The sequence below is a fragment of the Shewanella sp. MF05913 genome (assembly GCF_059758095.1).
Window position 1 is genome coordinate 1 of sequence record NZ_JCAYNT010000009.1, and the last position, 22,694, is coordinate 22,694.

General features: G+C 41.6%; 17 protein-coding genes, 1 tRNA gene and 2 rRNA genes. 15 read left to right on the forward strand and 5 right to left on the reverse strand.

Annotation, left to right across the window (positions count from 1 at the left end; translation table 11 throughout):
* From AC19MV_RS12000 to AC19MV_RS12010, 3 genes are all read left to right on the forward strand, one after another.
* A 23S ribosomal RNA gene (locus tag AC19MV_RS12000) occupies positions 1 to 85 on the forward strand; the annotation flags it as partial.
* Positions 86 to 231: 146 nt separating this feature from the next.
* A 5S ribosomal RNA gene (gene rrf, locus AC19MV_RS12005) occupies positions 232 to 347 on the forward strand.
* Between the two features lie 104 nt (positions 348 to 451).
* Positions 452 to 528 (forward strand) — tRNA-Asp (locus tag AC19MV_RS12010).
* A 399-nt stretch (positions 529 to 927) separates the two neighbouring features.
* Here AC19MV_RS12010 and rbsK read toward each other — a convergent pair.
* Together rbsK and rihA are read right to left on the reverse strand one after the other, a co-directional pair.
* Positions 928 to 1,836, reverse strand: a complete 909-nt coding sequence (rbsK, locus tag AC19MV_RS12015) for a ribokinase (protein ID WP_498307792.1) — start codon at positions 1,834 to 1,836, stop codon at positions 928 to 930.
* 48 nt (positions 1,837 to 1,884) lie between these two features.
* Positions 1,885 to 2,817 (reverse strand): pyrimidine-specific ribonucleoside hydrolase RihA, encoded by a 933-nt coding sequence (gene rihA, locus AC19MV_RS12020; protein WP_498307794.1) that lies wholly within the window; start codon positions 2,815 to 2,817, stop codon positions 1,885 to 1,887.
* Between the two features lie 242 nt (positions 2,818 to 3,059).
* Here rihA and AC19MV_RS12025 point away from each other — a divergent pair, with 242 nt between their 5' ends.
* Together AC19MV_RS12025 and AC19MV_RS12030 are read left to right on the forward strand one after the other, a co-directional pair.
* A complete protein-coding gene (locus AC19MV_RS12025) occupies positions 3,060 to 3,311 on the forward strand; it encodes a YkgJ family cysteine cluster protein (RefSeq protein WP_432405936.1) in 252 nt (83 codons plus the stop codon).
* Positions 3,312 to 3,346: 35 nt separating this feature from the next.
* Positions 3,347 to 3,802 (forward strand): Rrf2 family transcriptional regulator, encoded by a 456-nt coding sequence (locus AC19MV_RS12030; protein ID WP_160056216.1) that lies wholly within the window; start codon positions 3,347 to 3,349, stop codon positions 3,800 to 3,802.
* On the opposite strand, the gene AC19MV_RS12035 is transcribed toward AC19MV_RS12030, so the two are convergent.
* The 3 genes from AC19MV_RS12035 to gpmM form a co-directional block, all read right to left on the reverse strand.
* Positions 3,777 to 4,535 (reverse strand): divergent polysaccharide deacetylase family protein, encoded by a 759-nt coding sequence (locus AC19MV_RS12035; protein WP_498307796.1) that lies wholly within the window; start codon positions 4,533 to 4,535, stop codon positions 3,777 to 3,779. The genes AC19MV_RS12030 and AC19MV_RS12035 overlap by 26 nt on opposite strands.
* Positions 4,536 to 4,667: 132 nt before the next feature.
* Positions 4,668 to 5,801: a murein hydrolase activator EnvC family protein gene (locus tag AC19MV_RS12040; protein WP_498307798.1), complete on the reverse strand. Its 1,134-nt coding sequence runs from the start codon at positions 5,799 to 5,801 to the stop codon at positions 4,668 to 4,670.
* 10 nt (positions 5,802 to 5,811) lie between these two features.
* Positions 5,812 to 7,353 (reverse strand): 2,3-bisphosphoglycerate-independent phosphoglycerate mutase, encoded by a 1,542-nt coding sequence (gpmM, locus tag AC19MV_RS12045; RefSeq protein ID WP_498307800.1) that lies wholly within the window; start codon positions 7,351 to 7,353, stop codon positions 5,812 to 5,814.
* A gap of 240 nt (positions 7,354 to 7,593) precedes the next feature.
* Between gpmM and AC19MV_RS12050 the strand changes: the two genes are divergently transcribed.
* The 10 genes from AC19MV_RS12050 to dpdI all read left to right on the forward strand — a co-directional run bounded on the left by AC19MV_RS12050 (position 7,594) and on the right by dpdI (position 22,688).
* Positions 7,594 to 8,028 carry a rhodanese-like domain-containing protein gene (locus AC19MV_RS12050; RefSeq protein WP_432405921.1) on the forward strand — a complete coding sequence of 145 codons (435 nt, stop codon included), beginning with the start codon at positions 7,594 to 7,596 and terminating at the stop codon, positions 8,026 to 8,028.
* 203 nt (positions 8,029 to 8,231) lie between these two features.
* Positions 8,232 to 8,705, forward strand: coding sequence for a protein-export chaperone SecB (gene secB / locus AC19MV_RS12055; RefSeq protein ID WP_188958027.1), 474 nt, complete (start codon positions 8,232 to 8,234; stop codon positions 8,703 to 8,705).
* Positions 8,706 to 8,708: 3 nt separating this feature from the next.
* Entirely contained in the window at positions 8,709 to 9,725 is a 1,017-nt protein-coding gene (gene gpsA / locus AC19MV_RS12060; RefSeq protein WP_498298567.1) for an NAD(P)H-dependent glycerol-3-phosphate dehydrogenase, read from the forward strand.
* A 125-nt stretch (positions 9,726 to 9,850) separates the two neighbouring features.
* Positions 9,851 to 11,032, forward strand: coding sequence for a BaiN/RdsA family NAD(P)/FAD-dependent oxidoreductase (locus AC19MV_RS12065; protein WP_498307802.1), 1,182 nt, complete (start codon positions 9,851 to 9,853; stop codon positions 11,030 to 11,032).
* 546 nt (positions 11,033 to 11,578) lie between these two features.
* Positions 11,579 to 12,244 carry a 7-cyano-7-deazaguanine synthase QueC gene (queC, locus tag AC19MV_RS12070; protein WP_498307804.1) on the forward strand — a complete coding sequence of 222 codons (666 nt, stop codon included), beginning with the start codon at positions 11,579 to 11,581 and terminating at the stop codon, positions 12,242 to 12,244.
* A gap of 54 nt (positions 12,245 to 12,298) precedes the next feature.
* Positions 12,299 to 15,412 (forward strand): protein DpdE, encoded by a 3,114-nt coding sequence (gene dpdE, locus AC19MV_RS12075; RefSeq protein ID WP_498307806.1) that lies wholly within the window; start codon positions 12,299 to 12,301, stop codon positions 15,410 to 15,412.
* Positions 15,412 to 17,823 (forward strand): protein DpdF, encoded by a 2,412-nt coding sequence (gene dpdF, locus AC19MV_RS12080; RefSeq protein WP_498307808.1) that lies wholly within the window; start codon positions 15,412 to 15,414, stop codon positions 17,821 to 17,823. Before dpdE ends, dpdF begins: the two co-directional genes overlap by 1 nt.
* 2 nt (positions 17,824 to 17,825) lie before the next feature.
* Positions 17,826 to 18,824 (forward strand): protein DpdG, encoded by a 999-nt coding sequence (gene dpdG / locus AC19MV_RS12085; RefSeq protein ID WP_498307810.1) that lies wholly within the window; start codon positions 17,826 to 17,828, stop codon positions 18,822 to 18,824.
* Positions 18,824 to 21,964, forward strand: a complete 3,141-nt coding sequence (gene dpdH, locus AC19MV_RS12090) for a protein DpdH (protein ID WP_498307812.1) — start codon at positions 18,824 to 18,826, stop codon at positions 21,962 to 21,964. Before dpdG ends, dpdH begins: the two co-directional genes overlap by 1 nt.
* A complete protein-coding gene (gene dpdI / locus AC19MV_RS12095) occupies positions 21,954 to 22,688 on the forward strand; it encodes a protein DpdI (protein ID WP_498307814.1) in 735 nt (244 codons plus the stop codon). The genes dpdH and dpdI overlap by 11 nt, the downstream gene beginning before the upstream one ends.
* The last annotated feature ends 6 nt before the right edge of the window (positions 22,689 to 22,694 follow it).

Genomic DNA, 22,694 nt, shown 5'->3' on the forward strand with positions numbered 1-22,694 from the left:
GAGACTACTACGTTGATAGGCAAGGTGTGTAAGCGTTGTGAGGCGTTGAGCTAACTTGTACTAATGACCCGTGAGGCTTAACCATACAACCCAGATGGGTTTTACTGATACGACTTAGTATTAGAATGGGGCACTTAAGCGGTGTGAGAACTCAAACTCAGATAGAAACAATCAGCTTTCCGAATTATTATTTAATGCATCAAGATTAATGCATTAGATAAACAAAATTTGTCTGGAAACCATAGAGCTGTGGCACCACCTGATCCCATTCCGAACTCAGAAGTGAAACACAGTATCGCCGATGGTAGTGTGGGGTCTCCCCATGCGAGAGTAGGTCATTTCCAGGCGCCTAATTTCTCTGAAAAGAGAGGCTCGTAAGAGCAAGTCTCCTAGTAATGACACACTAGCGACTTAAAAAGCATTTAGCATCCTGCGTAAGCAACTTGCTAAAGGAGCGGTAGTTCAGTTGGTTAGAATACCGGCCTGTCACGCCGGGGGTCGCGGGTTCGAGTCCCGTCCGCTCCGCCAATTACATCGAAGCCTCGTCTAACGACGAGGCTTTTTTGTATCTGTAATTTAAAGCGATTACTGAAGTTGGAGCGGTAGCTCAGCTAGGACGCAATGTTCACGAGGCTGAAATTCCCGAGATTGTTTGGTATTCACCCTATTTATTCGGGTGGTAGAGTTCTATAAGTTATAGGCGCTTGTTAAACTGATGTCGCGGGTTCATTTTTATCACAAATCAGTCTCCGCTAATGACATCGAAGCCTCATCTAATGACGAGGCTTTTTTGTATTTGAAATTTAAAACTAATACTGAAGTTGGGAGGTAGCTCTGTTAGATAAGAATGTTATCGTGATCTCTTAGTCATTCCATCGGCATTGTTTGTAGATTCTCTGTCATGGTCAAGCAAAATGGCTGTGATGATTAATTTAATTGATCTCGGTAAGGAATACTGCTTTGGGCGCCATGATGAGTCACTGCAATTGACGATGCTTTATTGGCGAAGATAACCGCATCTATAAGCTTATGTCCCTCATCTAATGCCACCATCAATGCTCCATTAAATGTATCCCCAGCTGCTACCGTATCAACCGCATTGACTATGGGTGCTGGTATGATTTGTCCAGAACCTTGCTCGCTAATATATGCGCCTTTACTGCCAAGGGTAATAATGACCTTGTTAACACCCTGTTTATGAAGATAATTAGCTGCTTTAGCTGCGCTGCTTTGATCAACAACTTTTATCCCAGTCAGTGTGAACGCTTCGGTTTCATTGGGTGTAATGATATCTACCAAGCTCAGTATGTCATCAGGTAATTTTGTAGCAGGTGCTGGATTGAGTATTGTTGTGCATTGATGCCTTCTCGCCAACAATAAAGCCTCATGAACACTCTCGATAGAGGTTTCTAGTTGGATAAGCATATATTTTGCCTGGATAAATGATGCTTGCTGTTGTTGTATGTGCTGAGTTGATAAGTATGCATTTGCTCCTGGGACTACCCCGATACTATTTTCACCCAGCTGATTAACAAAAATCATCGCTGTTCCTGTACTTTGACCTGGTATTTGATAGCACCCCGTTAGATCGATTCCATCAGAGGCCCATGCATCGCGCATGGCTTTGGCATTAGCGTCGTCACCTAGAGCAGAGATAAAGCTCACCGTTTGTTGTGAACTACATAAGCGTGCAGCTGCGACAGCTTGATTTGCTCCCTTACCACCTAATTCTAAGCGGTATTGTTGACATATTAAGGTTTCACCAGCGTGAGGAAGCTTATCAAATGTCAGAACGTGATCGGCATTAGCACTGCCGACGACTAATAAAGTGCTCATGAATATCCTTTATTGTCATGCAGACAACATCTGCATGACATTGATGGTTTAGTAATCGTTTAGACGCTCAACAATAAAGTCGACAAATCCTTTACGGTCGATATTAAACAATACTTTTGTATTGTGTGGCTTGCCTGTTAATTGATAACGATCGACCACAGTCATACCTTGAGTGTGTTCGCCTTTGGTTTCAACGCCAACCCAACAATCTACAGCTGTAAATAATGACGGATTTAAAAGCCAGGCTATGGTGCATGGATCATGAAGCGGCGCACCGGTAAAGCCCCATTTAGGATCTCGATGATAAATCATAAAGAAGTCGAGTAACTCTGCAACGCATTGTGCAATTGGGTTGTTAATGACTCTTATACGCTCGATATCTTCATCCATAATTTGCGCTTCATGAGTAACATCTAAGCCACACATAACGATTGGAATACCCGATTTAAACACCATATCAGCTGCTTCAGGGTCGACAAAAATATTAAATTCAGCAGCGGGTGTCCAATTGCCTACTCCTGCTGCGCCACCCATAAGTACAATACTGTCGACATTATGATGTAGTTCTGGGTGAGCGGATAAAAATAGCGCAATATTAGTCAGCGGACCGGTAGGAACGAGCGTCACCGGTTGTTTGCTGTTTTTGACTTTTTCTGCAATCAGCTCAATTGCTGTTTGGTTGACAGGTGCAAATGCGGGATCGGGTAACTTAGGGCCATCAAGACCACTTTCGCCATGCACATTGTCTGCAATAATCAATTCTCGCGCTAAAGGTTTAGGTGCTCCTGCTGCCACAGGTATATCATGTCTGCCAAGTAAGGTGAGCACACGTAAAGCATTATTGAGGGTTTTATCTGGCGTTTGATTACCGGCGCTGGTCGTCACTGCAAGGACGTCTAATTTGTCTGAGCTTAGTGCTAGAATTAATGAGATGGCATCGTCATGGCCTGGGTCGCAATCGAGAATAACTGGACGTTTCATTGGTAATTTCCTTATTTCTGAAGAGAGTCTACTGTACCACTATGATTGTTGTCGGTTTAATGCTTAAAAACTAAAATGTGATCTAATATACGCCGATATAGTGGTCATGAAAAAGTATCACAGATAACTTGCCTCAGCTTACCTGTTGTTTCAATTATTGTGTGTCCGAATAATGTAATTAAACATGTCTATATGGCATTGTTTTTAAATAAAATCTGTCGTTATAATCAGTAGGAATACTTATGAATTGCCGTTTGGGTTGTGGTGCTTGCTGCATTGCACCTTCAATTACCAGCCCCATTCCGGGGATGCCAAATGGTAAACCAGCTGGTGTGCGTTGTATTCAATTGAATGACGACAATCTGTGTATGATTTTCGGTCAACCAGAGCGCCCCGATGTCTGCGGAGCGTTTTCTGCAAGTATTGACGTTTGTGGTACGACAAATGAGCAAGCTTTATGGTTGATCACTGATTTAGAATCTTCGACATGCTAACCTTCGATTATTATTTACTTTGGATAATTTAAATCATGCAATTGACTCGATATACGGACTTTGGTATTCGGATTTTAATGTATCTCGCGGTGCAACCAGAGCGAGAAACTTTGTTTCGAATTGCAGAAGTCACCAGCGTATTTGATTTATCGTCGAACCACGTGGCTAAAATTATTCATCAGTTAGGAAAGTTGGGCTATTTGCAGACTATTCGCGGTAAAAGTGGTGGGTTTAAGCTTGCTAAAACTGCTGATCAGCTCCATCTAGGCCAATTGGTCCGTGATTTAGAGCATTCGCTCGCACCAATTGATTGTGAATCGCCTTATTGCCGTTTTACGCCTATTTGTAAGCTCAAAGGCGTGTTAGGTAAAGCTGTAGCCGCATATCTGGCTGTGCTCGACCAATATACTTTGGCTGATATTGTTGATAATCGGTCTGATATTTTGGCAACGTTACCTGACTTGTCTATTTCAGTGTTGCAGTTGGATTAGCTTGATTTGAGGTGGCAAGGTCAATGTCATCAAATAACTGCGAGGTTTTCACCAACACAATACCATTGGCTTCTAAACGGGCGAGATTAGCACGTAAAAAGCAAATGGTTTCAGGATAAGGATGTGCAATGGCAACGAGCTTACCTTGCTGCTTTGTTCTTTGGATCATTATCTTAAACTGCTTTTCAAGTCCGCGTGGACTGACATCATTATCTAAAAATACATGCCTTCTTAGTAATGGCACTCCAAGTTGATTCGCCGTATCACTCGCCTTAGTGTATTTAGTCGTCACGCTGTCGACAAAAAACAGTTGCTGTTGCTTGAGGCTTTGCATCACCCATAACATAGGATCGTCCATTTGGGTTAATAAGCTACCCATATGATTATTAGCCCCTTTGGCAAAAGGAATGCTATTAAATGCGGATTGTAGCTGCTGTTTTATTTGTGCTTCACTCATGTCGTTAGTTAACCCACCTGGACCTAATGCTTTACCGTTTAAGGCCTGCATAGGCAGATGCAACATGATCTCGTGGCCCTTTTTGTGACCATCGTTAGCCAGTTTTTGGCCCAAAGGTGTATGAGGTAATACTGATAAGGTAATGTTTTGCGGTAGCGTTAATGCGGCTTCGTCAGTTAGCCGATAACCAATATCATCAATGATAATGGCTAACTTAGCAGCGCTTGCAGGGAATATACTGCACAAGCAAAGTAAAATAATGAATTGAATTCGCACGTTAACTTATCTTTTTATGGGTTATGGTTATCTGATTATTCATTCGGTCGATTTATAGTTACAATTCACAGCCTAAAACGGCCTGTTAGTTAGCAGTGTAATTGTTTATTAACATAAGGCATCACGAAAACCTTAGCGGCAGTAATAAGCCGGGTCGACCGCCTTACCCTTATTACGTATTTCAAAGTATAACCCTGGTTCGCTTTGTCCGCCCGAGCTACCAACAAGGGCAATAGAGTCCCCGCTTTTAACCATGTCACCAGGTTGTCTTAACAGTGTTTGTGCATGGCCATATAAGCTCATGTAGCCTTTGCCGTGGTCAATAACTAACACCATACCAAATCCGCGTAACCAATCGGCGTAAATGACTTTACCTGATGCGACAGCATAAATATTTTGCCCTTCAGGTGCGGCCAATACACTACCTTTCCAAACAATTTGCCCTGAACGACTGCTGCCAAAGCGTTTGCTCATTCGGCCTTTAGTCGGCCATTTTAACTTGCCACGTTGATTGGCTAAACCGTCCATAGTGGGGTTAGCCTTAGCGGTAACCATGGCTTGCTGAACTATTCGTTTTAAACTGGCTTCTTCTATTTGCAATTGTTCCAGTTCAGCACCTTTGCTCGACAAGGTTCGCTGAAGCTGGGTTAGCGTTTGTTTACGCTGCCCTTGTTCTTTCGATAATTGCTGGGCCTGCTTTTTTTGCTCAATCACCAATGCATTGAGTTTTTGTTGTGAAGTGACTTGCTGTTGCTTCACTTTATCTAAATCAATGCTGGTTTGTTTTAGCTGTTTAATCGCTTTAATTCGGGCATTATTTAAAAATTGGTAATAAGCGAGCATGCGCTCAACGGTTGCCGGGTTCTGCTGATTCAACATCATTTTTGTGTAATCATGATTACCCGCAAGATATGCGCTAGATAATTGTTTTGATAAGGTTTCTTGTTGACTACTTTTTACGGTGGCGAGCTCGACTTGTTGTTTGTCTAATTCGCGTAATTTGGTATTAACGGCGGCCAATGAGGTTTGTGATTGATTAACTTTTTGCGCCGCTTTAGCAATGGCTTGTTCATCGCTTTTTAATAAAGCGATCAGCTTTTCGCGTTGTTTACTGGTATCTTTTAGCGAGTTTTGCTGTTGGTTTATTTGTGCTTGAATAGACTTTAACGCCGATTGACGAGAGGTCAGGTCAGCACTATTTGCCGTACATGAAAGGATTAGAAAGCCAGCAACAATGCTGGCTTTAATAAATAAACGAGTTATCACGAGTTAATGTTTACTCTTTAAGGTCAATGATACAGCGTCCACTCATTTCTTTCGGGATGCTTTGGCCCATCAAGGTTAACATAGTTGGCGCAATATCGCTCAAACGTCCACCATCTTTTATTACGGCATCACGACCGACATAAACGAACGGCACCAAGTTACTTGTGTGAGCTGTAAATGCTTGTCCGTTAGAAGGATCTTTCATTTTTTCGGCATTACCATGATCGGCAGTAATCAAGCATTCGCCATCAACTTTAGCTAATGCTTCAACAACACGACCAATGCAGGCATCAACCGCCTCACAAGCTTTAACTGCGGCATCAAAGTTACCGCTATGGCCGACCATATCACCATTGGGATAGTTACAAATGATCACATCATATTTTGTCGATTCTATCGCCGCGACCAATTTATCGGTTAATTCAGTCGAGCTCATTTCAGGCTGCAGATCATACGTAGCAACCTTAGGCGACTGAATCAAAATACGATCTTCTCCTTTGAATGGCTCTTCTTTGCCGCCATTGAAAAAGAAAGTCACATGAGCATATTTTTCAGTTTCCGAAATACGCAGCTGGGTTTTACCCAAGTTTTGTAGGGTTTCACCCAAGGTATTCACTAAATCACTTGATGGATAGGCTACCGGAGCATTAATGTCTGCCGCGTAGTCTGTTAACATCACAAAGTTGATTTTTGGTGTTTTATTACGTTTAAAACCATCAAAATCAGGGTTCACGAAAGTGCGAGTGATTTGGCGAGCACGATCGGCGCGGAAATTCATAAATATCAATGCATCGTTGTCGTTTAACTCTGCCGCTTGGCCTCGAGCATCAACAATGGCAGATGCAGCAACAAACTCATCATTTTCATCACGCGCATAAGCCGCTTCAAGTGCTTCTGGTGCGCTTGTGTAGCTAAACTTACCTTTGCCTTCAGTAATTAATTCGTAGGCTTGCGAGACACGATCCCAACGATTATCACGGTCCATTGCAAAATAACGACCAATAATCGATGCAGTACGGCCATGACCTAATGAAGCAAATAGCTCATCAAAATGAACTAAACTATTTTTAGCGCTACGGGGTGGCGTATCACGGCCATCTAAAAAGGCATGTAAGTAGACTTTTGTTGCACCGCGCTCAACAGCCATACGACACATCGCTTCAATGTGCTCTTCATGGCTGTGTACACCACCGGCAGACAACAGTCCCATGAGGTGCACCGCACCATTTGCAGCAATAGCTTTGTCTACAGCGTCGCAAAGAGCAGCATTTTTTTCAAACTCATGATCGGCAATGGCTTTACTGATACGAGTGAGTTCTTGATACACAATTCGACCAGAGCCAATATTAATATGACCCACTTCAGAGTTGCCCATCTGGCCATCGGGTAATCCAACATCAATTCCAGAACCTGAAATAAGACTGTGAGGGTATTGGGCATTGAGCTTATCTAAGACAGGAGTATTGGCATGAAAAACCGCATTATCTTGCGTATCTTCACTGTAGCCCCAGCCATCAAGGATAAGTAGTGCTAAAGGACGTTTCTTAGTCATTTGCAAGTACCTTTTAAGTTAAAAATGGAAGTGTTATAAAATTTCAATTGTATGAATATTACTACTTATCGATAGCGTGCAAAAGCCATATAGGTTTGAAGATATAACTAAAGCATTCATTAAAGTGGCGCCGGTCACGAATAAACACGTTATTTAGGCGTTTCACTAATGAAAACTAACAAGCAAAACGATATACTCGGTGGCATCTCATCTTAGTCATCGTCAGAGAAATCAGTAATTATGCAAGAGTACATGGAATTTTTTAAAGCTAATCCAATGTTAAGTTTAGCGTGGGTCGGTTTGTTTGTGGCGCTAGTAGTGAGTGTCATTAAATCTGGTACATCAAAAGTGAAAAACGTCAGTCATCAAGAGCTAACCATCATGGTTAACAAGCAAGATGCCAAAGTTGTTGATGTACGCGGTAAAGAAGAATTTAAGAAAGGCCACATTGTTGATGCACTAAACGTGACCTTGTCTGAAATTAAAAATAATCAAGTATCAAACCTTGAAAAGTACAAAACTAGCCCCATTATAATAGTATGTAACTCAGGTATGACATCGTCACAAGCAGCTCAACTCCTTATTAAACAAGGTTTTGAAAACGTGTTCAACCTTAAAGGTGGCATGGGCGAATGGCAGGGTGCAAATTTACCCGTAGTTAAAAGCAAGCGTTAATACGCCGCTTAATATATGCAGTGTTAACAAATTGGGAATGCGCTAGCACTGCTTATAAACAAGGTTTTGTTGAAAGCTTTTCAGCAAAATCAACTTTACGGGACAGCACTAACGATAAGTCAATCGATTGATTATTAGTTGCGAAAGCCCAACACAATTAGCTTCACAGAAAAGCTAAATAACACATATATAGGTAGGACATTATGGCTGAAGTCGCAAACAACGAAGCACAAGCACCACAATTTAACATTCAGCGTATTTATACAAAGGATTTGTCTTTTGAAACGCCAAACAGCCCAGCTGTATTCCAGAAAGAATGGAACCCAGAAGTAAAATTAGACTTAGACACTCGCAGCAACAAATTGTCTGATGACACATTCGAAGTGATTTTATCGCTTACTGTTACCGCAAAAAATGGCGACGAAACAGCATTCCTATGTGAAGTACAGCAAGCGGGTATCTTCTCTATCTCTGGTTTAACAGAGCCGCAACTTGCTCATTCTTTAGGTGCATACTGCCCTAACGTGTTGTTCCCATACGCACGTGAATTAGTCGGTAACTTAGTTGGCCGTGGTACATTCCCACAACTAAACCTAGCGCCAGTTAACTTTGACGCACTATTTGCTCAGTATGTTCAACAGCGTCAGGCTGCTGCAACTGAAGAAGCAACAGCATAATTTATGAGTAACACTGCCGAAATTACGGTATTAGGGGCGGGGTCTTATGGCACCGCCCTTGCTATTTCTTTGGCAAGCAACGGCCATAAGACTTTGCTTTGGGGTCACGATCCTAAAAGCATGCAAGTATTAGCAGACAGCCGCAGCAATGAACGGTTTTTGCCTGGCATTCAGTTTCCTGATTGTTTAGCAATCGAACCTGACTTAGGTAAAGCCTTAGCCGCTAGCAAGAATATTTTGGTTGTTGTACCAAGCCATGTATTTGGTGATGTACTTAAACAAGCTAAGCCATTATTGCGCGAAGATGCACGTATTGTATGGGCTACCAAGGGTTTAGAGCCTGAAACTGGCCGTTTATTACAAGACGTTGCACGTGAGCAGTTAGGAGAACAGTATCCATTAGCGGTATTGTCAGGCCCAACGTTTGCGAAAGAACTCGCCGCAGGCTTACCTACTGCCATTTCGGTTGCAGGTACTTGCCCTCAGTTCACCCACGACTTAGTTGAACTACTCCACAGCCCAAAACGTTTACGTGTTTATGCTAACGACGACTTTACTGGTATCCAATTAGGCGGCGCGGTTAAAAACGTTATTGCCATTGGTGCAGGTATGTCAGACGGTATTGGCTTTGGTGCTAATGCACGTACTGCATTAATTACCCGTGGATTAGTTGAGCTGACTCGTTTAGGTGAAGCGCTTGGCGCCGATGCATCTACCTTTATGGGGATGGCAGGTTTAGGTGACTTAGTGCTGACATGTACCGACAATCAGTCGCGTAATCGTCGCTTTGGTTTGGCGCTAGGCCAAGGTAAAGATGTGATGACCGCACAAGATGAAATTGGTCAAGTCGTTGAAGGTTACCGTAACACCAAAGAAGTGTTTACTTTAGCCAAACGCCTAGGGGTAGAAATGCCCATCACTGAGCAAATCTATCAAGTGCTATACCAAGGTAAAGCGCCAGTAGAAGCAGCAAAAGAGTTACTTAGCCGAGACAAAAAATCTGAAACACTCAAAAAATAGTGCAACAGAGCAGCTAAGTTAACCGTGAGTAGATATCAAAAAGGATGCTAAAATAGCATCCTTTTTTGCATTTTAAAGTGCAACTCTTAATACAAATAACCAATTTGAACAGTGTGGAGTCAAACGTGAAACATCATGACGTAATCATTATCGGTGCAGGCGCAGCAGGGTTAATGTGTGCTGCAACAGCGGGCTATCGAGGTCGTGATGTGTTGGTGCTCGACAATGCCAAACAAGCTGGTCGTAAAATTTTGATTAGTGGCGGTGGCCGCTGTAATTTCACTAATCAAAAGGTTGAGCCACATCAGTTTATTTGTGGCAATCCACACTTTGTTAAATCGGCTCTAGCGCGTTATCGCTCAAGTGATTTTATTGAGTTGGTTGAACGCCATGGTATTGAATATCACGAGCGCGATCACGGTCAGTTATTTTGCAACGATTCAGCCAAAGACATCGTCACCATGTTAATGACTGAATGCGAATGGGCTGGGGCGAAAGTAACACTTCGCACTGAGATTTTATCGGTTAACAAAACTGATACCGGCTTTCATTTAAGCACCTCAAGCGGTGATTTAAGTTGTGAGTCGTTAGTGATAGCGACGGGTGGCTTATCAATGCCAAAACTTGGCGCAACACCTTACGGTTATAAGCTTGCTGAGCAATTTGGCTTAAAAGTATTAACGACCAACGCTGGCTTAGTGCCTTTTACTTGGCATGCAGATCAAAAAATCCGCTTTGAGCCGTTATCGGGTATTGCTGTGCCAACAACCATTACCGCCCAAGATGGTACTCAATTTAGCGAAGCGTTATTGTTTACTCATCGAGGCCTATCTGGCCCAGCAGTACTGCAAATTTCTAATTACTGGCAGCCAGGTGAAGCAATTTCTATCAATTTATTACCGGGTGAAAACGCGTTAGATAAAATTGAATTTGCACTGAAACATCATCCAAAACAAAGCCTACGCAATACCTTAAGCCAGTGGTTACCTAAGCGTTTGGTTGAAACACTATTTGACGAGTCTCAACTGGATAAAGCATTAAACCAACTCGGCCACGGCGAGCGTGAACAACTTGCTCAAAGCTTAAATGACTGGTCAATTGTTATGAATGGCACTGAAGGTTATCGCACCGCAGAAGTCACTTTAGGTGGTGTTGACACCAATGAGTTATCTTCAAAAACCATGCAAGCTAATAACGTCCCAGGATTATACTTTATAGGTGAGGTAATGGACGTAAGTGGTTGGTTAGGCGGGTTTAATTTTCAATGGGCCTGGTCATCTGGCGTTGCAGCAGGATTGGCAGTTTAATTGAAATGATGAAATTAAAACGAAGACTGTTTGAATTCAACGAAGACAATCTTTTTGTGCAAATTGCTTTAAAATAATCTATATGATTGATTGTTAAGCTTAAAAGATTGTCTTCGTTTTTAATGAAATTCTTAAGGTAATTCTGGTTGGGTGTTCTGACCCCCAGAGATAAATTACTATCCAACTATCATGGATAGATAAAGTTCCATTTTTCCGCCCATCACAATTTGTTCAACGAGTTATATCCAGAGTTCAAATAAACGTTATTTGTGTTCAATATAGTAATTACTTTTAATGTATCCCTGATTTTTCCAATACAGAAAAATAGTTCTGACCAGAACTTGGCTTTTTACAACACAAAGAAGTTGAAAAAATTGTGAACTGCAACATTGAAGTTTAGAAAGAGTTAAAGATCGTAAATCATAGAATAAAGCTTGTATGTTCAAAATTTTAGTCGATAGTTGTAAATTGCTAAAAATTCTACTTATTTAGCTTTAATTAAAATGATATGTTTAGTATGTAGTTCTTATTGGATTCGAGGTTTTTATGGATAAAGCGATTATTGTCTTTAGTGGTGGTCAAGATTCCACAACATGCTTAGTTCAAGCATTAACCCTTTATAAAGAGGTTCATGCCATAACGTTTAATTATGGACAAAGACATAGTGAAGAAATTGAAGTGGCCAAAAATTTAGCTAAAAAGCTAAATGTAGCCAGTCATAAAGTACTAGATGTGACAATGCTTAATGAGTTAGCGGTATCGGCTTTGACAAGAGATAATATCCTTGTTTCACATGAGCTTATGGAAAATGGATTGCCAAATACATTTGTTCCTGGCCGCAATATTTTATTTTTAACTCTTGCTGGGATTTATGCATATCAAGTTGGTGCCGATGTCGTTATCACGGGGGTATGTGAGACTGACTTTTCTGGCTATCCAGATTGTCGAGATGAATTTGTTAAATCTATGCAAGAGGCTTTGTGTAAAGGGATGGATAGGGATATTACTATCTCTACTCCGCTTATGTGGTTAAATAAGGCTGAAACATGGGCTCTTGCTGATAAATACCAAAGTTTAGATCTAATCCGTAATGAAACGTTAACCTGTTACAACGGAGTTATAGGTGATGGATGTGGTGATTGTCCATCTTGCTTATTGAGGAAACGCGGTTTAGATGAGTACTTGAACAGCACAGGTACAACTTCGAAATGATAAGTCGGATTTAGTTCTCTGAGATAAGCTTTTTTGATACGGACTTCATTTTAAGTGATTGATATTATGTCAGAAATATTTGTTGGTGCTTTAGTTGTTACTTCCAACGTTTTCAAAGGAATAGGCAAGGTTAAGTCTATCGATTCAAACTCGATGACTGCATCTGTAGGTTTTTTTTGTTCTCCCTTGACTCCTTATGCAAATGTTATTGACGTGGCTTTATGCGATCTTAAGGTTGTTACATCTTTGGGGGTTAGAGAAGAAGTATTCGTTCAGTTTCCCAATTCGAAAACCTGGAAAATTGGTCACTATGATGGTGAAAGGCCAGGCAATCAGGCGTTAGTCACCTTCTCCAGTAGTCTGCGCGATGTTTTTGACTTTACTGAGTTGTTTGTCCCAAATGCTAATCCAGAAAACGAATACAATCCATATGCATATCTAAAAGGACAAGCAACGTCACCTCCTTATATTTGCGGTGCTTTATCAGCATTCTATCAAGCCTATTATGAACAAAGACGATCTTGTCGTTCCATCTCTTCGCTGATTTCAAGTTCCGTTGAGTTAGAAAAGCACCAACTTGCCGTTGTCTACGAAATACTCAAAGACACAGAAAAAAAATACTTGTTATGTGATGAGGTAGGCTTAGGAAAAACAATCGAAGCCGGTTTTATCATTCGTCAACATGTCCTTGAGCGTGGGCATGATAGTCGAGTGTTGATTTTGGTCCCCCCTCCCTTGGTTGGACAATGGCAAACAGAATTATCAACACGATTTCATCTTGGCGATCTGCTAAATACGAATCCTGGCAACATAGAACCTAAGATCCATATTTGTTCTTTTACTGAAGCACTTATGTACTCAGATGTTCCTTCGATGGTTGTTGTGGATGAAGCGCACCAGATTTCAAGCTTCCCTTTTCGCGGCAGGTTTAAGGAAACGACGCAGTATGGTGCAATTGCCGAACTTTCGCATAAAGCGGAGATCACCTTGCTATTGACTGGAACGCCAATGACTGGTCATAAATCAGCCTATTTTGCTCTTTTGCATCTACTCAATAAACAGTATTTTCCGCTTAACGACCAAGCAATAGAAACATTTAATCAGACTTTACCTCAGCAGGGACGACTCAGAGAGATTTACCGTCTATTCAAGCCTGAAAACGATGATGGTTTGATAGATAGTGCGCTGGATGATCTCGAAAGCTTTGATTTACGAGACGATGATTTGTATCAACTTAGCGCTGCATTAAAACCGTTGGTGGATATGTTCGCTGAGGAAGTAGACTCAGTTGCTCGTGACCTAGCGATCAAAGCACTTGCGGATCATCTGGGAAGAAAATATCTCTATGATTACAAAATGTTGCGAAACTCACGTGCAACGGGCTTCGAAACGGCCCAACACAGTGAAATAGAGGCTCTCTTCCCTGGGTTAAATCCTACTGAGTTGATTCATTGGTGCGCGCCGGAAGAGGGAGCTTATCTAGATGAACTTTTTGAGCAGTACCGTAGTGAAGCCATTTTTGATCTCGGGTCATTTCTCACACTATCCGTCTCTGACTTTAAACAATGGTCAGAGTCCTTGCTAACAAGCCCATTGTGCTTCGCGGGCAAAATTAGGGCGTATCTGGCAACAAATGAGTTATCAGAGACTGAAGTTGAACATTGGCAGCACATGTTGGCACAGGCCGATGATGAGCAAAGCCAAAAAAATATGGCGCTGAGCGAGGCATTAGATGAATGGTTAGCAGCGAATGAAAACGGCAAAGCTGTTATTTTCTGTGGCGAAAAACAAACAGCGGACAACGTATTCGAGTATTTATCCGCGCAACTAAATGTGGGTATTGAACGGCATGGTTCCAAAGAGGCTATCGAGTTCAATTCAGATGATGAAATACGCATCTTAGTGTGTGATGAAAAAGGGGAAGATGGGTTAAACCTGCAAGGTAAAAGGCGTCTTTCAGTTCATTACAGCATGCCTATTTTGCTTAGCCGACTAGAACAACGAAATGGTCGCTTGAATCGATATAGTGCTTTATCAAAAGGTGTTAGCCCTATTGATACATTTATTTTGGCGCCCGCACGAGACACTTTTTACACTAAGTGGATTGAGGTTCTGAAAGAAGGTGTTGGTTGTTTCGAATACTATCGTGCCAATATTCAAGATGAGATCGACCAAAAACTAGATCAACTCGTCTGGCCAAATATTCGTGATAATGGCTACTCCGCTTTAGACTCCGCGATTTATGACTTGCAAATATGCACAAAAGAGATCTATCGAAGTCGAGAGATTATTGCGAAATTGGCGACGGTTGATCTCGATGCCGAAAAAGCGGAAAAGATCTTAACCCAACTGCGCCAATCGGATGAAATTTTTGAAGAGTCCAGCGCACTAAGTCAATGGATTACGGCGGGAATTCTCTTTGACAGAAAAAAAGAAGGTGAAGACCTTTATCGTTTTCGTTTCCAGTCAGGAAGAACCAAGTTGAGTTCATCCATCCTGTTAAGTAAATGTATTGTAGGTATAGACTTTGAATCTTCATCTTACGACGCACCCGTAACTCGCGCACTGTCGTTTTCGAGAAGGAGTTGTGTTGAAAATGGCAGTTACCCGCTAAGGTATGGTCAACCATTCGTAGATGCTATTGCGGATGTTTCTAAATCCTCTCCTTTTGGCAATAGCAGTGCGATAATCCGTCAGATAGTTGGAAATATTGAGCCGAAATTGTTTTTCATCCCTCAATGGTTAGTTGAAGCAGACTTTTTATCTAAATCTGAGCAAATTGCGTTGGACTCTGTGGCTCCTCCTATCGTGATTTCTACTGTTTATACAGAAAAGGGTCAACAGGAGTCAACAGCGATCATCAATACACTGATTACCGCGCCATATAGCAATGGCGGCACTCGCGTGTTCCATGGTGATCAACCGATTAATTATAAAGACACCAATATTACAATTTCGGGCGAACAGGAATTAGTTGATATTTGGGCGTTAGTCGAACAGCAGATAGATAAAACACGCTTTGATTCTGCGTTAGATGAGGCCTATAGAGCAAGTAAAGATGATGCTGTTAAAGCGTTTTACGAAGGCGCAGAATTTGCTGACGATATTACAGCAAAAGCTACGCTTTTAACTATCAAGTATGTGCTCCTCCTTGGAGGGCTTTCGTAATGCACTTTTGGGACATTTATCCATTAAACAAGAAGACGGAACTTCTTCGCAATATTGAAGTGTTCAATGAAACGCAATTTAAGAGTCGGTTAATAAGCGCTTTAGACTCTCCTAATTTCAGTCTCAATGAGTTTTGGTATTTAGTTAAAGATTTGCTCGCTGGGGATAACAAGGGTAACCAATCTAGCCTTTTCCTTGGGATCAGACCGACCCCAAAGCAGTTTAATATTGCTCTGAAATGTGGGTTGAAGTTTGATGCAACGTTAATGTCAGTAGTTCTGGATCTCGGTGCTTTGTCAAAATATATAAAGCCTGTTTATGCGCTGATTAAAAAGCGCTACTCCGTAGAACCTGCACATGACCCGATCCTGAAAAAGTTAAACTTACCTTATTCGACTTATACCAGTCATGTTCAACAGGAAGCGGTGAGAACGGCGCTTTCATCAAAGACTGACGCTACGGTTATCGTCAATCTGCCTACAGGGTGTGGAAAAACCCTTGTGACAGAGGCGCTGATGGCATTTTCAAAAACGGATGAGTTAAACATCGTTGTTGTCCCCACCACTGCATTGGCGCTAGATCAGGCTCGGAGAATGAAAACCTTTATCCAAAACATGGGTTTTGCCGTGGCGTCAGAATACGCCTGGCGGGGCGATTTGAGACTGGAAGTAAAGGCGCGGATAAAGACGGATATTTTGTCGGGTCAGCAACGGGTATTGTTTGTCTCTCCAGAATCTATGGTAGGAAGCCTTCTACCAACGCTGTTTAAAATAACAAAGTCGCAAAAACTGAAGAATGTGATTTTTGATGAGGCCCACCTTATTGATACGTGGGGAGAGTCGTTTCGCCCTGAGTTTCAAAAAGTTGGCGCCTTTTTGAATTCATTAAGACAGATGGGCGGAGTATTTAGAACTGTTTTCCTTTCAGCGACATTCTCCGAACAAACATTAACTACCATCAATACACTCTTTGGTCAGCCAGAGAAACATCCAGTTTTAGTTAATGGTGCATTTCTACGCCCTGAGTTGATTCCACGAAAGACAAAAGTAACTGAGGATACCTATTTTGACGATATTATCGACAAGGTATTATCTAGCCCTAAACCTCTGATCGTGTATGGTGCGACAAAAGCTGATTGTACTGACCTTTATAATCGTTTAACTGCACTGGAGATTGCGCGATTTCGCCTATTTACCGGTGACACTAATGACGACGAAAGAAATCGTGTCATTCGTGATTGGAGTGAAAATGATGTCGATATTATCGTTGCGACTTCTGCTTTTGGTGTTGGAATGGATAAAAGTGATGTGCGAACAGTTATCCATGCGGGTATCAGCGAAAATATTGATGCGTTTTATCAAGAAATCGGTCGTAGTGGGCGTGATGGTAAAGCTGCGTATTGTGAAGTTATTTACCATGAAAAGCAGTTAAACCGCCGAAGTCAAAATAAAAAAATTAGCACAGAAATTGGTTATGCACGTTGGCAGTCTATGTGGAAGCACAGAACTGAAATATCGGATGGTATCTATCTGGTTCGTGTTAGTACTCAGGCGAATCATATTGAGCGGAACACTGATGCCAATGAAATATGGAACTGGAAAACTCTCTTATTGATGCAGCGTGCTGGCTTAATTCGCCTCTCCTATCCAGATGTATCACCTGTGTCGAGTGATAAAGAAGATCAGCGTGCTTTTTGGGAAGATTTTTCAAACAAAATTTTAGTTGAAACATTGCAAGATCGACATGTAATTAAAGAAACATGGGAAAGCATTGTCACTCCTCACCGAAATCATGAAATTATCACTGCAAATCAGCGAGTTAGTTACTTATTGCGTTGGGTGAATGGCCAAGCCAAACTTTGTGAAATTTTACAAAACAGTTATCAACTAGACGGATACATGCCTATCAATGCATGTGGAACCTGTGATGTTACCAATAATACCCCAGAGCGACTTTCTCTCGTGGGTGAGAGTGTTCGCGTAACAAAACCAACAGAAGATTACCCTGAAAATAGATTGTACTATTTTGAATCTTCGACTCAGGCAGTAGAGGATATTATTAAAGCATTCAGACGATCACTGCTTGATGGTAACGTAGATATGCTTGTGTGCTCTGAACAATTCCTTAAAGGTGCGGAGCCCTATTTAAACGATCTGAAGTTCCTTGTTTGGTTCTATGCTCCACTTTCAGACTATTTAAACGACAAATCCGCGCTTAACGATTATCCGAAGTTTATTATCCAAGACGATGTTAGCGACTTTAAAGCGTTAAAATTACCGGATGATTGGCTAGAAAAACATTCGAATATTTTTGTAGCTAACGCTCATCTTAACGACCCTGTTCATCCTTATCGTAAATGGTGGGAGTCGGATAACTCTATACAACCATTGACATCTATAGTGAATTCATAATTATGGCAATTATAAATAACGCAAACCGAGGCAGTCATATCCCGACGCTGCTACTTATCGATGAGTTGCTGACGAAATATCGCACCAAAAACCTAGGTAAATACTTTCCGCGTTCACAATTATTAGGGGCTGCAATGCCAGAATCCCTTTATTTGAAAAATGAGAAAGATGAGTCTGGAAAGTACAGTGTAAATACCAACGCAAAAGATAAAATGACAGAGACGTTGGACTTTTGGTCTGAATACGGCCTGTGGGATTCGCTAGTTGAGAATAGCGAAAAAGGTTACAAATGTAGTGATCTTACGGCCACACATCGGAATTTGCCTAAACGTATTTTGGATGTGATCTCTCAGCATTATTACCCTGATGGTGACCTACGTATTACGCTGGAAGAGTTTAGAAATAACGCTGAGCTTTCACGAGATTTCAGTACGTTTGTTTTTGTTATGTGCTTTTTCCTGTATCAGGAAGAATCTAACTTGCAAAACCAGAATTTTCTTACCCAAGGTAAAGCCCGAGAAATGATGTCTGGTGTAGTCCAAAGTGGCGATGTCAGAATTACTTTTAATAAGTCAGAAGAATCTGGTGTTATGGACTACGGTCACTTTCTCGGTTTTTTTGAGGTTGTTGGAAAAGATACCTATATTGTTGACCCTACACGATTTGTGATGTGGTATTTAAGCGACATTTTTGAGAGCCAGTCTACCTTGTCAATCCAGGAGTTTTTGGACAAGTTAAATCGCATTCTCCCAATTTTTGATTTCGGGCCATATCAAGAAGATCTTCCTAACTATCTGAATGAAAAACGACCTTCTATGAGTTTTAACCATGGTAACTTGCTAATGTCGTCTGCATTAAGCCTTGCTTTGTTCCGATTGGAAAAGATGAAACTGATCCGACTGGAAGCACGCTCAGATAGCACTGTACGTTTTGATTTAAGTTTGCCGACTTCTAAGGTTACGCAAGTGACACACATTCATTTTGTTGGTGAGGTAGTGTAATGAGTATTCAAGCGTACTGGCCGATTGACGTCAATGTCCACGACTGCATTCTTAGTGAAGCGGAACGACTGAGCGATAAACTTCTCGTTGCCGTTCACCACCCGACAAAATTAATTTCAACTGACTATGGCACCCAAACACCAGAGGTCAAAACCCAGCAAGATTTGCTAGAGAGACTGCTCAATACAAACGACATCATTCCACTATTAGGGGAATCAGGAAGTGGTAAGTCGCACTTGATTCGTTGGCTTCATGCTGTTGCGAATACTCATCCGAAGGCAATAGCAGAAAGCTGGCATATTATTCGAATTCCTAAAAATGCCAGTCTTTCACAAGTACTGGGTATCATGCTTAAAGGGCTAGATGGCGAGATTTTCGAGCAAGCTCGTGAACGTATTGGCCAAGTGAGTAACTCGCTAAGTGAGGAAACTACCCGAGACTTACTATTTACGCACATCAATGAAGCGTTAAAAAATCTGCCTGAACAACTGGGAAATGAAGGACGATCTCTTCAGGCTGAAGGGAAGTTAACGTCTGAAAAGAGAACCCAAATTCGAGATAAAATTAATTTTTCCACGCAACTAAATCACTTTTTCGCTGACCCACACATTAAGGCAAAATTCTCAGGGGCAAAGTCGGTTATCAATAACCGAGTGTCGAGATTAATCGAAAGTAAGAGTTATGCTGATCTACTTGACGAACATTTTGATTTGTCTGAAAGCGATTTTTTGTTTTCTTCCAGTGAAGAAGTCTCTGTTCATCTTGGCAGTCAGGCAAAAACTGCATACAGGAACTTACAGTTAGAGTCTGATGAGTCTAAACGTAAAATGGCATCTGTAGTTACTAATCAAGCGATAGCGCGGGCATGTAAGCTCATGTTTAACCGATTGTTCCAGTTTAGCACCGGTAACTTCCAGGACTTATTTAAAGAAATACGTAAGCACCTATTGGCGGAAAATAAGACCTTAGTTGTGCTAGTGGAAGACCTTGCTGCGATTTCCGCAATTGATGACGTTTTGATTGAAAGTTTGTTAGAACAAGATCAAAACGACGGTGTACAGGTTTTGTGCCGAATGAAGTCTGTCATCGCCGCAACGGATGGTCTAGAAAGCTACCAAAGCCATAGAAGTACCATATGGACACGCGGTACCTATGAATGGCGCTTACCGTCTGATAATGACATTCGACAATTTCCGCAACTTACTTTTACCGGTGATGAGGTTCTGGATTTTTGCGCACGATATATCAACGCAGCCCGCCATGGCTTAGAAGGTATTAAGCAATTTTCGGATGAAACAAAAGTTAGTGAAGGTATTCCTATTTGGAATCAAGACCTGAGCGATGCGGATAGCAAAATCCTTAAAGAGTTTGGTTATTCCCCAAATGGTATTCCGCTGTTTCCTTACAATAAACAAGCTATTTTAAAATTAGCTCAAAAACATGTGTTTAGTGGTGGTCGCCCTCGCTTCAATCCTCGCGTAGCAATTCAACAGGTGTTACTGGCCATACTTCGAGATCACAATAAGAACTTCCAAAATGGACAGTATCCGAGTGCATGGTTTGAAGGGCAGTTAAATGAGTTTCGTCATGACGAAACAGCGCAGAAAATCTTACATAAAGTTTCTAATGCTGAGATGGCAAAGCGACTTGTTGGCTTTATGTCTTTGTACAGCGATGCTGAATCTGCTGAGAATAACTTTGCGCAGATTAGTGCGGGGCAAGCCCATGTGTTTGGCCTTGATGCATCAATTTTTGAAGAAGATGCTACCATGGCGTCAACCGGGAAAATTACGTTTGTAGAACCACCTCTAAAACCAGAACCATCCATTGAGATGCCCCAAAAAAAGCTAGAACCCAGCAAAGAGAGTCCTGCTCAAAATGCGTTAAAGATAAAGGTGAATGATTGGTTTGCAGGTATAGCGCAATTAGATCAGGGATTAAGTAATCAATTACGTCAAGGCCTATATCAAATGCTGGAACAGCACAAAGGTTTCTCTGACTACTCCGTTGAGAAGTCGAGTAAATGGGGGCCACAAGAAAATAAAAGTTTGCTTGATTACGTCCTAAAAGAGCGCTCGATTATCAATATTGGTGTTCCGGGATCGGCGACCAACAATTCCAACAAGAAGGTAGTGCATGCTTTTGCTGAAGGTGAACTATCTGGCTCACTAGAGTCAATGGATTTGAAAAGACAAATGTTGGCCATTTTGCGTTTTACTGAAAATAACCCAACTGAAAAATCAAAAGCAGATCAAGCAAAAGGATGGTACTACCCGGAAGGCTTTGAGGATTACATTTATTACCAAGAATTTGCGCGTAAATGGGTTCCGTCTGCGATGAAAACTTGCCTGAAAGTTGCTAAAAAATCGGGTGTCAGGCCTTTAGAGCAACAAATTGCGCTAGCAAATAATCTAGGCGTTGATATATCGGTTAAGTCTCAGAGACTCAGTAACCTTGTGCTTAACTCTGAGCATATTAAGGACAAATTAGCTGATCCGATTAACGACCGTCACAAAGAAGTGCTAGACAGATGGCTTGAAGGATGGGATAGCAACCGTGCTAAGTGGTTGCGTACCGTTTCAGTGGGGACAAATAATGCGATCCACCCTATTGATTTCCAAAGCGTCTATAAGATGATTAATGAAGTATCTAGTAGCAGTTCCGAATTGTTGCCTATCATTCGTGAGCTTAATACTGAGGCACAACTGTTTGCAGAGTATCTCGATGGAACGGAGACTAAAGTACAACTAATGGAACTTCTGGAGTCGCTTGATCTGATTTACAAACAGATCCCCGACGAGATGATACCCAAGTACCATGTTCAAATAGCAACAGTGCGTAGCAGGGTTAAGGGGTTACAAAAAATCGTAACCTCGGAGACGCCTAAATCTGTTTTGGGGCTTAAAGGCAGTAATGACCCCTTGAGGTTACTACACAAGATAAGTGGACAAGAACTGAAAAAGTGGAAAGAGGTACTCGAAGACTGGAAAGCTATCTTCCCTCAAACTATCAGAATTATTCAGAAGTTTAATCACGAAAATGGTTCAACCAAGGTTGAACACTATAAGCAAGCGATCAACGACCGCTTGACGGTACTGGAAGCAAGCCTAGTGGCAATAGGAGGTCAGGATGAGTCTTAAAGACCAACTTGCACAACTGCAGCAAGAGATTGTTTATTATAGAGATGCAGCCAGTCTGGAAGAAATAAAAAATTCGATGAAGACAATTTCAGAGCGAATAGATGGCGCAACCAGAGGGATAGAAAGCGAAGCAAGAAAGCATGAGTGCCTGAAAAAAATCGAAGACGTTGAGGTGTTTGTTGAAGGAGGGGGGGATGCTTTGCTGCATACGACAGAGAATCTACAAGCTTTTAAATCACTCTGGTTGGAAGTCGAACACGAAAGTATATCGGATGAAAAAAATACACTCTACTCATTAACTGAGGCGCTGAAGCAAACTGCGAAATTGTATTCGGATACTCACCACCAGGTATGGCGTAGCTGGTCCGAAGATAAAAAAAGTCTTGCACAAGTGGATGAGTTCATATTGGAACAACAGAAAAAAGTGCATGGTAACGTAGATATCTACAATCGATATGTCAGGGCAAAAAAAGACTTCGATGAACAAGTTGAAGTTTTTAATTTCGATTCCGTTAGTTTGCTGCGTATTCAACAACTCGCACAAAAGTGCGCAGAATTAAAAGGCGAAATGAATACTGAAAATCTCCCCGAAGGTGTGAAGAAACTATTCGATGAGTTGAACCGCATCGGTGGTGTTGCGCTTGTTTCGATGTTGACTCCAGACGTCATGCAATGGTTAGCGGATAATAATAAATTAAATAGCTTAGTTATTAAGCAGCGTTAGTGAGTA